12 protein-coding genes are annotated in these 17,049 nt (G+C 38.5%); 8 read left to right on the top strand and 4 right to left on the bottom strand.

Features of this window, described 5'->3' with window-relative positions:
- Window positions 1-12 precede the first annotated feature (12 nt).
- The 3 genes from BMY50_RS13185 to BMY50_RS13175 all read left to right on the top strand — a co-directional run bounded on the left by BMY50_RS13185 (window position 13) and on the right by BMY50_RS13175 (window position 4,283).
- Entirely contained in the window at window positions 13-1,734 is a 1,722-nt protein-coding gene (locus BMY50_RS13185; RefSeq protein WP_093325064.1) for an alkaline phosphatase family protein, read from the top strand.
- A gap of 37 nt (window positions 1,735-1,771) precedes the next feature.
- Window positions 1,772-3,166, top strand: a complete 1,395-nt coding sequence (locus tag BMY50_RS13180) for a BT_3987 domain-containing protein (RefSeq protein ID WP_093325062.1) — start codon at window positions 1,772-1,774, stop codon at window positions 3,164-3,166.
- A 76-nt stretch (window positions 3,167-3,242) separates the two neighbouring features.
- Entirely contained in the window at window positions 3,243-4,283 is a 1,041-nt protein-coding gene (locus BMY50_RS13175; protein WP_162276587.1) for a PKD domain-containing protein, read from the top strand.
- A 212-nt stretch (window positions 4,284-4,495) separates the two neighbouring features.
- Here BMY50_RS13175 and BMY50_RS13170 read toward each other — a convergent pair whose 3' ends face one another.
- From BMY50_RS13170 to BMY50_RS13155, 3 genes are all read right to left on the bottom strand, one after another.
- Window positions 4,496-5,140, bottom strand: coding sequence for a DedA family protein (locus tag BMY50_RS13170; protein ID WP_093325058.1), 645 nt, complete (start codon window positions 5,138-5,140; stop codon window positions 4,496-4,498).
- Between the two features lie 618 nt (window positions 5,141-5,758).
- On the bottom strand, window positions 5,759-6,532 hold the full coding sequence (locus tag BMY50_RS13160) for an NIPSNAP family protein (RefSeq protein ID WP_093325054.1): 774 nt from the start codon (window positions 6,530-6,532) through the stop codon (window positions 5,759-5,761).
- A gap of 381 nt (window positions 6,533-6,913) precedes the next feature.
- Entirely contained in the window at window positions 6,914-7,270 is a 357-nt protein-coding gene (locus tag BMY50_RS13155; RefSeq protein ID WP_093325051.1) for a winged helix-turn-helix transcriptional regulator, read from the bottom strand.
- A gap of 62 nt (window positions 7,271-7,332) precedes the next feature.
- Between BMY50_RS13155 and BMY50_RS13150 the strand changes: the two genes are divergently transcribed.
- Window positions 7,333-8,328, top strand: a complete 996-nt coding sequence (locus BMY50_RS13150; protein ID WP_093325049.1) for an aldo/keto reductase — start codon at window positions 7,333-7,335, stop codon at window positions 8,326-8,328.
- A gap of 55 nt (window positions 8,329-8,383) precedes the next feature.
- Here BMY50_RS13150 and BMY50_RS13145 read toward each other — a convergent pair whose 3' ends face one another.
- Window positions 8,384-9,301 (bottom strand): arginase family protein, encoded by a 918-nt coding sequence (locus BMY50_RS13145; protein ID WP_093325047.1) that lies wholly within the window; start codon window positions 9,299-9,301, stop codon window positions 8,384-8,386.
- Window positions 9,302-9,927: 626 nt separating this feature from the next.
- Between BMY50_RS13145 and BMY50_RS13140 the strand changes: the two genes are divergently transcribed.
- From BMY50_RS13140 to BMY50_RS13125, 4 genes are all read left to right on the top strand, one after another.
- Entirely contained in the window at window positions 9,928-10,464 is a 537-nt protein-coding gene (locus tag BMY50_RS13140; protein WP_093325044.1) for an RNA polymerase sigma-70 factor, read from the top strand.
- 111 nt (window positions 10,465-10,575) lie between these two features.
- Complete coding sequence (locus BMY50_RS13135) at window positions 10,576-11,745, top strand: FecR family protein (RefSeq protein WP_093325041.1); 1,170 nt, start codon at window positions 10,576-10,578, stop codon at window positions 11,743-11,745.
- 286 nt (window positions 11,746-12,031) lie between these two features.
- Window positions 12,032-15,502, top strand: coding sequence for a TonB-dependent receptor (locus tag BMY50_RS13130; RefSeq protein WP_162276586.1), 3,471 nt, complete (start codon window positions 12,032-12,034; stop codon window positions 15,500-15,502).
- Between the two features lie 41 nt (window positions 15,503-15,543).
- Entirely contained in the window at window positions 15,544-17,046 is a 1,503-nt protein-coding gene (locus BMY50_RS13125; protein ID WP_093325035.1) for a RagB/SusD family nutrient uptake outer membrane protein, read from the top strand.
- Window positions 17,047-17,049: the final 3 nt, after the last annotated feature.

Raw genomic sequence — 17,049 nt, 5'->3', positions numbered from 1 at the left:
ACCTAAAGAAAAATGAAGAGATCAAGCCATAGAAAGAAAGAGTACGTTTTGCCGCTATTCCTCTTGATGATGGGGCTGGGTATATGGAGCTGTAAACAGGAATTTGAAAAGACGATACCGGCTACGGAAGCAAATGATTCGGTAAATGTGGTTTTTGGCAAACCAAAGGTTTTGTACCTGATTGTGGATGGTACACGTGGTGCCTCGGTACAACAGGCGCAAACAACGCATATTTCATCGCTGCTCAACAATGCTATTTATTCCTGGTTTGGCGTAAGCGATGAGGAGGCAACAGAAAATGGGACGAATTGGGCTAGCATGATTACAGGTGTGGGAAGAGAAAAACACGGGGTGATTAATAATGATTTTTCACAAAATAATTTCGAAACTTTCCCCACTGTTTTCCAGCGCGTTGCGGATGCCTCTAATGGCTATAGCAGTAAAGTTTTTACATCATCCAGCATTTTTGAACAATACTTGGTGGAAGGAGCAGTGAGTGAAAGGCTGGCTGATGATGCTGCGGTGAAGGCGGCAGTGCTGAAAAGCGTGCAAGAGGATACAACCACCTTGATTGTGGGACAGTTCTCGGCTATTGACAAGGCAGGCGCACAGGATGGCTATGATATTAGTGTGGCGGCTTACCGAGATGCTATTTTGCAATTCGATGAGACGGTGGGTGAGATCATGGCCGCACTGGAAAATCGACCCACTTATAAAGAAGAAAACTGGCTGGTGATTATTGCTTCCAATAAAGGTGGCGCTTTTGAAATCCCGGATGAGGAGAATGATAATACTATTTTTAGTAACCCTAATGCCAACACTTTTTTAGTCTACTATACCCCAAAGTATAGATCACGCTTTATAGCAAAACCCTACTTAGGTAGCCGCTATCAAGGTAGTTTCGTACGTTTTCAAGGCAATTTACATGGTGAATTGACTGGTGAGAACAACGATGTATATAACTTGGGAGGACCAACGGAGGCTTTCACGATCGAATTGAAAGTGAAGAAGAATATTGGGCCAGATAATAATTACAAATTTTACTATCCGTCTTTATTGGGTAAACGTCCGGAATGGTCCAGTGGTTGGCCATCGGTGGGATGGGTTGTTTTTCTGGAGGATAATTTCTGGATGTTCAACGCCCGGGGCACTTCAGGCGCAGAGCAGGTGCGGGGTGGAACCCTGGGAGATGCTACTTGGAATAGTATTGCTGTGGTAGGTGTGATCCGTGATAACAAGCGGTTTGTGCGGACCTTCACTAATGGTCGCTTTAATAACGAGCGGGATATTACCGGTTGGGGAAATTTAAATAATGCAGCGCTGTTAAAACTAGGCTATATTAATGGTAATGGCCACCGCGAGCCGGATGCTTATATCAGTGATGTACGTATTTGGAAAGCTGCTTTACCAGATGATGTTATCAGTCAGTATGCCTGTGGAACCGGCATTGACGAACAGCATCCCTATTATGATTACCTCGCCGGTTATTGGCCAGTAGTTGGAAGCGAGGGGGAAATGATTATGGATGAGGGACCTCTAGGAAGTCATTTGGCCTTAAAAGATGGCACGCCTAGCTGGGATAATCTAAATGAATTTCTATGCGCACCTAGTGCAAGTGATCTGGGATCTTTGGTGCCAAGAAATCAGGATATCCCCGCTCAAATCATTAGCTGGTTGAAAATACCCAGACAAGAAAATTGGCAATTAGACGGAAGGGTGTGGCTTGATCAATAAATCAGTGCTTGTACATTGTGAAAGAAAATTGAACATTATGGAACTACAATTGATACCAAAATTATGTATACGTATAGCGATATGCTGCCTGCCAATCTTGCTCTTTTTGGGCTCCTGTAAAGAGAACGATTTAGAGCAATTCAATTCGGAGCAGGTAGATCCCCGCACCATTAGCGCCGGGGATATGGATACAACGGTTGTAAAGGACGATGAGAATGTAACGGTGAAGCTCCGGGTAAAGTTGTCACAAGCAGCAGCGAAAGCCTTTGAAGTAGGGCTAACGGTGGATAATCAACAGCTGGAAGAGGCCATTGAGCAAGGACAGCTAGCAAATACCACAGTTATACAAGCCGGTACTTATCAATTGCCCAATGTGGTACAAATTCCTTTTGGAGCAAAAGAGGCTACATTTGAGGTACCGATCAACATTACTGCGCTTGAGCGTGTCTATGGTAAACAGGTAGCACTTGGCATTAAATTAACCAACCCAAGCAAAGGAAATGTAACGGACCTGGCAAATGATATCACGACCTTGCTGCTGGAAACGGATAAAGTGCTCAACTTAGAGGATATTCATTACTTATCATTTCAGAAAGCGGGTGAATTATTGGAGATCGCTAATAAGCAAAATTACACGGTTAATTCGGGCGGTATCAGTATACCTGTCGATATTTTATTGGCGGGTAAAGCGTCGAGGGCCTTTGAAGTATCTGTTGTGTCCAATGCGGATACCATTAATAAGCTTATCGCAAATGGAACCTTGCCACAGAACACGCAGCTACTGAGCAGGCAGGACTACAGTGTGGACAGTATTCAGCGTATTCCCGCAAATACGAATCAGTTTCCATTATCAGTAGGTATTCTATGGGAGAAGATCACCAATCACTTGGATCATCCAGTTGCTTTTGCTTTGGATTTGCAATATCCCAGTCGACATGTGCTCAGTCCGGATAAGGCAACGCTTGTCCTATTGATCTATCCAGACCGCGTGGCAGAAGTAGATATTACTAAACAAGGCGAATTTAGCGTCAGTCGGGATAATGGTGACGGTCCAGATGCAGGGGAGGGTTCCAAAAAGTTAGTCGACGGTAATTATAATTCTAAGTTCTTAACCAATTGGGATGTTAACAATTTGCTGTGGTTCCAAGTACTGTATCCAGAGCCGATACTAGCGGGAGCTTATACATTCACTTCAGGTAATGATGCATCCGAAAGAGATCCAAAAGATTGGAATTTACAAGGCTCATTAGACGGAGAGGAATGGACAATACTCGATACAAGAACGGGAGAGACCTTCCCTGAAAGATTCCAGACGAAGCGTTATGAATTTACGTCCACAATACCTTATCGCTATTATCGGGTGAATGTGACGGCCAATCATGGTGCTGGAGCTTTCCAGATGATAGAATGGCGCTTGATTAGAACCCCCTAATTTTAGTAGGAATGATCGATAGAAAATTTATTGATAATGATAACGATATAGTCAAATGAAATATTCATGTATATATATGAAATGCAATAGATTAGTGCTTATCTGTGGAATGGCTCTTTTACTTTTTACTTGTAAGAAGGAAAAAGAGGTGCCTCCTGTAGAAGACGAAGCAAAACCAACGGCCGAGTTTACTTTTAAGCAAAATGCAGAAAATGATCCCTTTACGTTTACCTTTGAGAATGCATCTACAAATTATCAGGAAGCGAGATGGCAGTTTGGCGATGATAGTACTTCACTGGAATTATCGCCCACACATACTTTTTTAAATTCCGGAAATTTTAGGGTGAAGCTCCGCACCAAAAATAGTCAAGATTATTGGGCAGAAAAAGAGGTGCTGATTAACATTACTCCGGATAGTATCTTGAATTTTGAGGTATCTCGTGAGGGGGGAGATAACCTGCGTTTAAGCATTGCTACGGATATGGAAATAGATTCTATTAGCTGGTTGAAAGAAGTTGAGTCGACTGCCACTTCCGTAGTGTATCAAACCTTCTCCAAGGAAGAAAGTGCTATTACTTCCGTTCCGGAAGGTATTTTTCAACGGTACATGCTCCGTGTAAGAACACCGAACAAATCGACGGTAAATGTGGTGAAGATTCTTTCTAAGCAGGGGCTTGTAAATGACGCGACAGCGGAGGGTATCTTGACGGTATCGCGGGATAATAACAGTGGTGCAGCGTCTGGTGAAGGCTCTTCAAAACTGGTAGATAATAATCCAGGTACTAAATTCCTACAATTTGATTATAAAGGAGATCTGTGGTGCAAACTGGAATTCTCCGATCCGAAGGTATTATCAGCTTATACCATTACTGCTGCTGATGATGCAGAAGATCGTGATCCAAAGGAATGGAAATTGGAAGGTTCGAATGATGATGAAAATTGGACGATTTTAGATGAACGCAATGAAGAAGAATTCGCTGAACGTTTCCAGGTGAACAGTTACACTTTTAACAATACTGCGAAGTATAAATATTATCGTATCTCCTTTACAGCAAATAGAGGTTCAGGTTTGATACAAATGGCTGAGTGGCGCGTGTTAGAAATACCGCAGGACTAACGATAAAAAATAAAAAAAAATACTTGACAAAGTGTATTTTGTACACTATCTTTGTATCATCATAATTTAGGTTTATAATTGGTTAGCTAAAGGTCTTCAATCTCCCCGGTTGAAGACCTTTTATTTTTTGACTACCGAATGTTATAAGTTTGGTTAACCCTGTTCGAGATACCTTTTCGTACCCGCTTAAAATCTGTCTCAGCTAACACTATCTATACTGCCTTTTTTCTAAAGCCCTTGAACATTTTTATCAATACAGGCGCTGTTGCAATAAGAACAATCAAGAAGATGATTTTCTCCAGATTATTTTTGATCCATTCGTTATCTCCTAATAGAAAACCAGCGGTCACTAAAACACCTACCCATATGAAACTGCCAATAATGTTGAAAATAGAGAATTTCCTCAAATCCATTTTTACGATACCAGCAACAACCGGAGCGAATGTCCGGACAATAGGCATAAAACGAGCAAGAATGATGGCACCGCCTCCCTTTTTTTCATAGAACTCTTGCGCTTGAACAATGTACTTCTTCTTAAACAAAAAACTGTCTTTCCGCTTTAAAAGTATGCTCCCTGATCGTTTACCGGTCCAATAACCCAGAAAGTTTCCTAGAATACCAGCAATAGAGATTAATAAAATCCAATATAACAAGCTCCAAGTGGAATTTACATGTGGTAAGGTGCTATTTGCCAAAATCATTCCCGTTATGAAAAGTAATGGATCACCTGGAAGGAAAAAACCCAATAGTATGCCTGTTTCGGCAAATACTATAAATAGAAGAAGATATAAACCTCCATTTTCCATAATCCATTCTGGATTGGTTAGGTTTTGGAAGAAATCAAAAAATTCTGTCATTTGACTTTTTTAAACTTTAATGCTGCTAATATTGAATTAGAGTAGCACAAATAAATAAATAGTTAAAGAACGATACGTGTTAGGGTATTAATATCAGAATAAAAGAGAGGTTTAGAATAGGTTATACCTAAACAGAAAAGAGTAGTAGGCTGGTTTATACCAATGGGGTTGATAAGAGAAACAACTGTTTACGAATTTTTCAAAAGTGGGAACAGGCGTATCAGCATATTTATTTTGAATAACCTTGATAGACGCTCTTGAGTGTTTGCTTCTTAAAAGAAAACATATGCCATCTTTAAAATCATCAAAAGTATGCTCTAGTGTAGAAAAATCTATATTACCTGAAAGCTGCTGTTGAGAACCTTTTTGAAAAACGGAGAAAATGCAAACAAAGCTGAAGAAAAAAACAATAAGTAACTGTACTTTTATTTTACTGGTACTTGAGTTATGGTGAATGAACATCCCTGTCTCTATGTTGGTAGACTTTAATCGCTGCGAATATAACAAATATTGCTAACTTATATTGGCTAAAGGCTAAACTTGTGTAGTAGCCGTGTCATATATACACAGTTGTGCATAGAAGACAAGCGGCTATTTACTTAAATGATGTCTTTATCGCTAAAAATCAGAATATGTAGTAGGGGTCAAAAGAAGAATATCACTATGAGATACATTATTTTGATAGATTGGTGACGATGATAACTTGTTCCAATAAGCATCTTTACCGAACGCCTCCCAATGTTCATCGCGCGCTTGTTTGTTTTCAAATGTAGTTAGGTACATGAGGTTTGGCATTTTGCTGCCAGCAAGCACTTCTCCATAAAAAACAGCATTAAAGCCTAATCTTTTAAATAGACCTATTTCGTCTCCCTTATTAAACATATCTACTTTATTATGATAGAGCTTTTCTGTGGGCCCTTCATAACTTCTTAATTCATAGATCCTCTCCTGCTTTGGACCTGTCAATGCTGGGGTATTATAATTGGGACTATTAATAAATGCATTTAATAAAATAGTTTCTATACGTTCGTAAGCAGCATTGTTATGTGCGGCATTCAAATAGTCGCCACCTAACTTTATGTATTCTTGATCATTTAAAAGTGCCGCTTCCAACTTTGTATATTCTTCGTAAGAAGAATATGGGATGAATACATAAATTAATTGTTCTTTAGCTGGGAGCTTCATAAAAGAGCTCGGTTTAAAAACCCCTACATGCGATATGTGTGCCCGATGAAGTGCAGGGATATAAGCTTTCTCTAAAAATGCATCAACTCTGTTTTCCTGTTCTTGATTTTTGAGATGATAAATTTTCAATTGATAAAAATCTCTTGTTGCCGCTGAGATTAAGCTAGTGGATAGTATCCAGATAATAAAAAAGGAAACGATTCTCATTTATAAAATGGTTTGATTGTTTGTAGCATCCGATTACGTTCCGACAATCTAGTAGGACCGGATAAGTGCGAATATCTCGCTGTCATCATTTTAATTTTTTGACCTTCCACAAACTTAGTTTTGATTTGTGGTAAATTAAAGGATCAAACATAAATATTACACTCACAATTTAAGGAGTTATTGAATTTTAAAATAGAAAGTACGTGATTTGTGAAATAAAAAGTTGTTGCAAGTTCAATAGAAAAATGACAAAAGATGGGAGATAAAAAATGACAAATATTATTGTAATGGTGGGATTATAGGTAACCGATATAAGAATTTTGCTGAAAGGAATTCTTAGCGTTAATAATTTTAAATGAAATGCGATGACCAGTAAACAGCTTAGTCAGGAAAGGCAATTTCATTTTCAGCAAAGGTACATAGTTGATCAAGCATATCACTTAGTTTTCGACCTGATTCAGTTAACGTATATTCAACTCGGATTGGTGTTTCATGAAAACTATCATTCCTACTGATAAGTTTGTAATGTTCTAAATATTTTAAGCGATTGGCCAAGATATTATCACTTATATGTTTGAGATCTTCTTTAATGTTTGAAAAACGACTGTTGCCTTCTTCAATGCTGAATAACACTTCTGTTAACCACCTTTTGCTTAGCAGATGAATAAGTTCATTCAAAGTGCATTTGCCTTCTAAGTAAGTTTGATTGTAATAGTTTGTTGAACTTAGCTTTCTCATGAAATAAGCTTTTAAAAGCTAATATACATTTTAACTTAGATAAAACACATAAAATTAATGATATGAAATATAGAAAACTAGGGGAAACAGCACTCAATCTTCCGGTGATAACATTTGGTGCTTGGGCAACAGGTGGCTGGATGTGGGGAGGAAGTGAAAAACAAGATGCAATAAATGCCATAAAGGCTTCGTATGATTTAGGTGTTAATGCCATTGATACAGCGCCTGTTTATGGGCAAGGTGCAAGCGAAGAGATTGTTGGAGAAGCCATAAAGAGCATTGCAAGAGATAAAATCCATATTCTTACCAAATATGGTATGCGGTGGGATCTCACAAAAGGCGACTTTGGATTCAAAAGTAAAAACAATGATGGCCAGGATATTGATATTTATAAATATGCCGGAAAGGAGAGTATTATAAAAGAATGTGAGGACAGTTTAAGAAGACTAGGAACAGACTACATCGACCTTTATCAGATTCACTGGCCTGAAAGTACCACTCCAATAGCGGAAACGATGGAAGCTGTCGCTCAATTGATAAAGGATGGTAAAATAAGATATGCCGGTGTCTGTAATTATAATGCTGAACAAATGAGCGAAGCTGAAAAGGTAATAAAACTTGCATCTAACCAAGTACCTTATAGCATGGTTAAAAGAGGTATCGAGCAGGAGGTAATTCCCTATTGTTTAAATTATAACAAATCAGTTATCGCTTATAGCCCATTGGAAAGAGGACTATTAACGGGAAAGATAAAACCAGGGCATGTGTTCGGAGAAGGAGATCATCGTGCAGGGTTACCCTTTTTTCAGGGCGAGAATTTAAAAAAGACCAATGCCTTCTTAGAAAGCATTAAGCCGCTAGCGGACGATAAAGGTATATCGCTCGGCCAGTTAGTCCTTTTATGGACCCTAGAACAGCCCGGAATTACTATCACGTTAGTAGGAGCAAGAAACACCCAACAAGCGATACAAAATGCGAAAGCTGTTGATGCTTCCATTTCTGCTGAGGAAGTGGCTGCTATTACTGAGAAGTTAGATCAACTGGCCTTAGTGATTTAGTTATTTCCGTCGGCACAGATAGACGTTTTGACCGAACTGAATCCCGTCAAAATGTCTATCTGCCTTTATTACAGGTTTCAAATAGATTCTTTATCTGCTCCACGAATTCTGTTGTATAAACACCCATTTTATCTAAATCAGGATCTAAAATTGTAAGCGTCAAACCGACTACTTTTGGATCAGAAAGTAGGGGGCTTAAAACTTCTCTTAATTCCGAATAATGAAGTCCGTCAGGCGTTCGGCTATCAACTGCTGGCATTATCGTATCATTTAGTACATCTACATCAAAATGAATCCAGAAACCATCTAAATTTTGCGAATACACAGCTTTTAAGAAAGAAGAAACTATATGTTTAATACTGTCGGCCCTAAGTCGAGCTAGTGAAACATAGGTGGCTTTTGACTCTATAATTGCTTGTTCATACCATTCCTCGTATTCTCGATTACCAACGCACCACACATGTTCTTCTTTTATATAGGGGGCTAAATTTGAGATATTAGTAAGTTTTTTAGGACCTCTACCTGCCGCAAATGCCGCCGCCATGCCGCCAGCCCCGCCAGTTTGAGACAGACTTGGCCACATAAAATCAGTGTGGCCATCTAGATAAAAGAGCGCATATTCCCCCATTTGGCGTAAACTTAAAAGTGGACCAAGAAGAATACTACAATCGCCCCCCAATACTAGTGGGAATTGTTTTGTTTCCAAAACCTGTCGAATCAAGCTGTCTTGTTCTTTCGCATATTCTACTAATGAATCTGCGTTTCGTACACCACTTTCTTCATCCAGATGCATGGTGTACGGAGGAGCTTCCAGCCTTAATACCTGTGAAGGATTGATATATTCATGAAGATGGTATTGTCTTAACCAATCGGGCAGGCGTTTAACACCTGGTTCATGACCGGGATAGGGTTCTTTTAACCCTAAATTGGAAGGGAACTCTACAATACATATTCCTGTTGTTAATGGAAACATATGTAAACTTAGATAAAATGCATTTTATATGCAAAACACACAGCGAGCATATCTACCGTCGGTATTGGAATTGATATGTTGGACTATGCCGCTGCAGTGGGGAGCTTATGTAACATCTCGATCTGGGGCTCGGACTATAAAACGTCGGATCTGAACCGCTTTATCTGGGAAAAACAATTAGAACGTTGTTAACTGGAAATAATGAACCTGTTTTATGATAAAACCTAAAAAAATCAAATTAATATCTTGAGATAAGAAGAGCCAAAAATAGGGTTTATAAGGCAGCAAATACAAATTGGGGGACATTTCTGATTATAGTGATGTAGTGTTTAGTAATATAGTTGTTACTTATTCGTAATATACAAATGCCTATGTTGAGTGTTTGGTGGTTTTGATATTCTCTCAAAATCACCGTACCTAAATTAAATACGTGTCTTTTCTTAGAATTGTCGTGTAATTCTCACATTGATAAATATCATAGAAATCTAACTAAAATCTTTTCGAAAATATATTGGTCTTGCATTTCATGACTAATTGTTTTAAAATTGTAGTATCAGGCCTAAGAATTCCTTATTAAGCTGACTGTTGGGTAAAAAAAGAATTGTAAACTTTTTATCTTCTGAAATATGTCAGATTTAGCGAATATTGAACAATTATTTAAAAGCTACTATAAAAAGTTATGCCATTTTGCATGGCAGTTACTGGATAATAAGACCTTAGTAGAAGACATTGTACAAGATGCCTTTATGTCTTATTGGAATGATAAACAGTTATTAGTAGAAAGTGAAGTAGCAATTAAAAATTATTTATATTCAACAGTAAGACATGCTTGTTATAACCTCGCGAGACATGAAAAAGTAGTTGCAAAATACTGGCAGTATCAAAATTTCGAAGAATGGGAAGAGGAAAAGATTCTTGCTTGCCTATTAAGAGCGGAAGTATTTGCCGAGATCCAAAAAGCAATCGAAACACTCCCCGATGGATGTCAACAGGTTTTTAAGTTGGGATATATGGAGGGTTTAAGTAACCTGAAAATTGCCGGACTTTTAGGAATAAGTATCAATACGGTGAAGACCCAGAAACAACGTGGTTTGAAAATGCTAAAAAGTAAACTTAAACCGGAGTTATTATCCTTTATCATTCCTTGTTTCTTTGATTTTTGATAATATTCAACTATTCTTTTGCCTCATTTGAGGGATTAAAGGATAAAATTTTTAAAAAAAAACAAATTCCTGTCACCCTTTCTTTCGCCTAAGGTTCCTTTATAATATCGCATGGAATTAAATAATAGTGAAATAGCACCACTTATTGGTAAATATTTACAGAATACCATTTCTGTAGATGAAATGCGCATATTAAAGAATTGGCTGGAGGAAAATGAAGAGCATAAACGATTTTTAGAGTCGTTTAATGACACAGATTTGGTGAATGATGAAATCACTTTTTTAGAACACCTCGATGTAGAGGCAGCATGGCAAAAAATTAAGAAACGTAAATATAGAAAAGCTGCTGTCAAAATCTGGATGAAATTAGCAGTGGCAAGTGCAGCGATAATACTATTAACTCTCGGATTTTTCCTCTCAGAAAAATCGTCGGAGATGCGCGAAGTTAACAAACAAAAAATATCTCTTGAAGGCAAAGATATACTCCCAGGCGACCAAAGAGCCAAGATTATTTTATCAGATGGAACAATGCTGGATCTTGGTAAGCCATTTAAGCAAATAAAGGAGCAAGATGGAACAGAAATCCAGGATTTACGTGGAACAGTTAATTATGCTCAAAATCGAAATTCAATAAAGAGGTTGATTTTCAATACCTTAAAAGTGCCAAAAGCAGGTACTTACCAGTTAACGTTACCTGACGGCACAAAAGTGTGGGTAAACGCTATGTCGACCTTAAGATTTCCTGTACAGTTTGTTGGAGAGGAGCGAAGAGTTTATTTAGAAGGTGAGGCCTATTTTGAAGTGGCGAAAGATTATACTAAACCTTTTGTTGTTGAAATAGCTGGATCGCAAATAGAGGTTTTAGGTACACAATTCAATGTGAGCACTTATCATTCCGACATGACAACCACATTAGTAGAGGGGATGGTAAAAGTTTCAAATGGAGAAAAGTTCAAATTATTGAAGCCAGGACAGGAGGCGAAAATCCACCAAAAGCAAATAGCCGTTACATCTGCAAACTTAGCCAAAGCAATCGCTTGGAAAGAAGGTGATTTTTATTTTGAAAAGGATGATATAATGGACGTTATGCAACAACTTCAACGATGGTATGACTTTAAAGTTGAATATAAAGGCACAAAACCAAATCAATTGTTTAGCGGCACTATTTCTAGAAATTCCCGATTATCTGAGGTTTTAGATATGCTCAATTTTGTGAGTGATAATACAACAAAATTTGAAGTGGAAGATTACCAAGTAAAAATAATATTTAATAAACAATGAATCTAAAAAACATTAACTCGATCGTATGTTAACTTTTTACACTTACCCTAAGTAAACAAAAACCAAAAAAATAGGGGTGTTCGCACCACCCCTATTATTAAAGGCTTTTTTCATTACCCATTAAGTAATTAAATTTTAACCTTAATCCTACAAATGTATGAAATCCAAGTCATTTGGCAAAAGGTGTAGGAATGGCATTCGCTATTTTACATTTTGCAAAATCTTTCTATTCATGAATGCCTCTGGCAGCAAAATTTATGAGATCTTATTTACAATACAATTACGAATGAAACTCACTTTTTCCTTGATGCTCTTGCTTGTAATGGGAGCCAATGCAAGTGGGCTTGCTCAAAAAGTTACGCTTAGCATGATAAAGGCGAAGCCTGAGCAAGTGTTCGCTGAAATTCGGAAACAAACCGACTATCGCTTTTTGTATAGCGAGGAAGTTATTGGAAAGCTTGCTACTGTTACAATTGACGTAAAAGATGCTTCAATTAGGGAGGTTTTAGACCATCTAACAAAAAGTCATCAGCTATCCTATAAAATAGTTGGAAACACAGTAAGTTTAAAAACAGCACCATCCAAGAATATTTTTTCGAACGTTTCCCCGTCACAAGAGGGGGTGAATTTGGTGGGAACGGTAAAAGATGAAAAAAACAATCCTTTACCTGGCGCCTCCATAAAAGTGAAGAATTTAGCTGGTAGGGCAACAACTGCAAATAATGATGGACAATTTAATCTTTTAATACCAAAAGGAAGTACGATTGTTGTTTCTTATCTTGGGTATAAAACACAGGAGATTCCCTTGGGTGCCTCAAATACACTCCATGTAGTGCTAACGGAAGATGGATCAGAATTGGACGAAGTAGTAGTAGTAGGTTATGGTACGCAAACAAGAAAGGAAACAACGGGAAGCCTAAGTAGTGTGAAAGGGGAAAAACTTAGTGCACTCCCCGTGCAAAGTTTTGACGCTTCCTTAGGAGGAAGGGCCACAGGTGTTCAGATTACGGCAAGCGGTGGGGTAGTGAATCAGGCACCGGTATTTAAAATCCGTGGAACTAATTCTCTTTCGTTGAGCTCCTACCCATTAATTGTTGTGGATGGAGTACCTACCTTTACAAATGATAATGAGTCGGGTCCAAGCTACGCCGCAAACAACCCGCTTTCATCTATTAATCCTGCAGATATTGAAAGCATCGATATAGCAAAAGATGCTGCTGCAACTAGTATTTACGGTAGCCGGGCAGCAAATGGGGTGGTATTCATCACTACAAAAAAAGGTAAGTCGGGTAATGCAAAAGTAAATTATGATACCTGGTTTGGTATAACGAAAGCCAATCGTTTGCCTTCTCTACTGAATGCCGAGCAATACATCGAAATTAAGAATGAATCGCTGCAAAACGATGGAACGTATGATCCTGAAACCAACTATTATGGACTATCATATGACGCAGATGGTCAGCCGATAAATACGCGATGGTATGATTATATCTATCAAACAGGATTTTCACAAAATCATAACCTGAGTATATCTGGAGCAAATGAAAAGACTAACTATTATGGATCTGTTGGTTATACAGCACAAGACGGTATTTTTAAAGAAAATGGGTTTAACCGTAAATCGGCCCTATTTAATGTAGATAATAAAACAACGGAATGGCTTCATCTAGGGGCTAAAATTAATTATGTCAATGAAAATAATCTGTCGGCCATGTCCACTGGTGCTGGTGGGAGTAATTTTCAAAGTTCAAGCAGTTCCGGTGCAATGTCAAGATTGGCTTTAATAAATGCACCGATTGTTTCACCTTTTAACAATGATGGTTCTTATAATTCAACGGCGAATGGCTTTTTAGGTTTACAAGATAATGCAGGGCATCTTAATCAATCACGCTTAGGTTTTTATAATCCCTTGATTTCTCTTGAAAATAATTATTCAAATAATAAGGTCAATCAAATCCAGTCTAACGCTTATATACAGGTGATGCCTTTACCTTGGCTTTCGTTACGATCGATATATGGTATTGATTACCGATACATGACCTTTAATAATTATTTTAGTCCGCTTTCGGGTGAAGCAATAAGTTCCAACGGCCGGGCAAGCAGTGTCAATTTTAATCGTGAGCGCTGGGTATGGACTAATACGATTACTGCTAATAAAAGCTTCGGAGATCATTCTTTAAACTTACTGTTAGGGCAAGAACAGCAAAAAACTAAGGGCGACCAATTTGGATTGGAGCGAGAGGGCCAAACAGATCCCTATTATTCCAATATACAGGGTGGATGGCAAAATATCTTTGAATATGAAACCGATAATCAAATAATAGATAATTATCTGTTTTCTTTATTCTCCCGAGTTCAATATGATTTTCACAAACGTTATTTCTTTACTGCGAACTATCGACAAGATGAATATTCGGCGCTTGGCCTGAATAACAAAAAAGGAACCTTCTGGGGGCTTTCAGGTGGTTGGGACGTTTCGCAGGAAGGTTTTTGGACAAATATCGGGCTTGACAATACCTTTAGCAATTTTAAAGTGAGAGCAAGCTACGGCAAGGTAGGAAACGTGGGTGGATTAAACGATTTTGGAGCGCTAAATACGTATAGCGCTATCCTTTACGGAGGGCAGTCAGGGTTGGCTTATACGGCTACAGGTAATCCGAATCTACAATGGGAAACAAGCAAAAAAACAGATTTAGGAATTAATTTTGGATTGCTTCAAGATCGATTAATAGGGGAGGTAGCTTATTATAAAAACAGTATAGACGGTTTGATATTCGGTGTTCCATTACCTCCATCGGCTGGCATCCCCAATACTACGAACGGGTCTGTAACAAATAATATCATTATGCAAAATGTGGGTGAAATGTATAATCAGGGAGTGGAGATCTCTTTAAGTGGGTCGCCAGTTGTTGGGAATGCATTTACTTGGAATAGCTCCTTTAACATTACGACAAATAAAAACAGAGTAGTATCCTTAACAAACGGTGTTCCGAGTATTATTACAGGAACGTTGGATGGTATGACGATTACGATGCCTGGTTATGCTGCTGGGATGTTATATGCAGTAAGAACCGCTGGAGTGGACGCACAAACAGGGCGCAGAATTTTTCTTGATGGAAACGGGAATAAAGTTTTTTATCAGCAAGCAATAACGAGCGATAATGGGGTAACGCACCAATGGGAGTATGAAGACGGGTCTGAAGCACCTGCTATTACGCCTGCCGCCGATGCTGTGCCATATAAAACGACTGCCCCTAAAGTGTTTGGCGGCTGGGATAACACTTTTAGATTTAATGGATTTGAATTGAACATTCTTTTGACATACCAGCTTGGTGGATACATGATGAATGGTACGCAAGGAACTATGCGCGATTTAAGATTCTGGAATAACTCCACTGATATGTTACGACGTTGGCGAAACCCAGGGGATATAACGGATATTCCAAGAGTGGTGAATAGTGATAACGTATCGAATGGTAATACGTTGCCCTTGGATGCAAATATTAACTCGACTGATTTCCTACGATTAAAGAATGTTTTGTTGGCCTATAATTTCCCTGCATCTCTATTGACAAAACTACATGTGAGCAGCCTGCGGGTATATGCCAGTGGACAAAATTTGGCCTTACTTACTAAGTATTCGGGACTTGATCCAGAGGTGTCTACAAATGCTAACGTAGCGATTAGGCAAGGTATTGATAAGAACCAAGCGCCCAACGCTCGGACAATCACTTTTGGGTTAAATGTTGGATTTTAACATTCCATGAACTGAATGTTTATGATTTAAATGATATTAAAATGAAAAGCATAAAAACAAGTACAATAAAGAAGCTATTCCTATTAGTTGTTATGGCTGGTCTTTTGTCTGTTCAAAGTTGTAAAAAAGACGAGTGGCTGAACCCGGAACCGAGTACATTAATCACCGATGAAACGGCTTTTAGTACGCCCGAAAGAATTGCCAACCAAGTAAATGGTTTATATGCAAAGTTTAAAGCGGATAGGTTTTGGGGCAGTTGGTATTTAATTGCGAGCGACATACGCGCTGGTGATTTTATTTGCACTAACCTTAATGCTGCTACAGGTGCTATAACCTACCAAATGCTTACCCAAACCACTACAGAAGATGTTACGAATATTTGGCAATATGGCTATGTGGCTATCAATACCTGTAATGTTTTTATTGACGGAATAAATGCCAAAGGTAAAGAAGTTTTGGACGAAGAGTTAGCACAAAGCTATATAGCAGAGGCACGGCTTCTACGCGCTGTTGCCTACTACAGCTTATTACAGTTATATGCAAGACCATTTTGGGACGGTCAAGGTACTAAACCTGGTTTACCATTACGACTTACCGGAAATACAGCTCCTGGAAATTATGATTTAGCGCGTAGTACTACACAAGAAACTTATCAGCAGATTTTGGCTGATTTAGATTTTGCTGAAGAGCATCTCCCTACGGAATATAATACTGCTTTTTTAAACACAACACGGGCCCATCGTAATACTGCTATAGCATTAAAAACTCGCGTATACCTCAGTATGCAGGCATATGATAAAGTCATGACTGAGGCAAATAAAATCGTTGGCAATGCTGCGCCATTTACTGCAAGCGAAGGGGTGAAACATGCTTTGGAAAGTAATATTCAAACGGTATTTAAATCGCCTTATACAACCAATGAATCGATTTTCTCTATGCCGTTTACTAATAATGATGCTCCAGGGCAGTCTTTACCAAGATATTACCTGCCAGGTATTGCCGATGGCGGTACAAGTACGAGTAATGGTGCCGGGGAGTACTCCTTAAATCCAAATGGTATTGTAGCGAATGTAACTTGGAAAGAAAATGATGTGAGGCGATTATTTGTAAAACAAGGCACTAAATCTGGCAAATATTGGCTGTTTAAATTTAACCAAGCCTCTCCTTATATAGATTATGTGCCCGTAATCAGGTATGCAGAAGTTTTATTAAATCTTTCGGAAGCAATAGCTAGAAGTACACAGCAAATTGATGAAAGATCCTTGGCCTTACTTAATGCCATCCGCCATCGTTCCGATGCTTCTACCACCTTCCTTGCTGCTGATTTTTCAGGTGTAGATGATTTTTTAAGTGCCATCATAGAAGAAAGACAAATTGAATTTTTAGGTGAGGGAATTCGTAATGCCGATATTATGCGCCTAGGCTTAGCTATTCCTGCCAAAACGCAACATGCTGTTCCCGCCGTTAATCCTTCTTCTCAAAATTATATTTTCCCTATATCTAGCGACGAATTAATTCTTAATAAATTAATAGAAAACAATTAATCT

This window comes from Olivibacter domesticus (genome assembly GCF_900109575.1).
Classification (GTDB): domain Bacteria; phylum Bacteroidota; class Bacteroidia; order Sphingobacteriales; family Sphingobacteriaceae; genus Olivibacter; species Olivibacter domesticus.
This window is presented reverse-complemented; position numbering and strand designations above follow the sequence as displayed.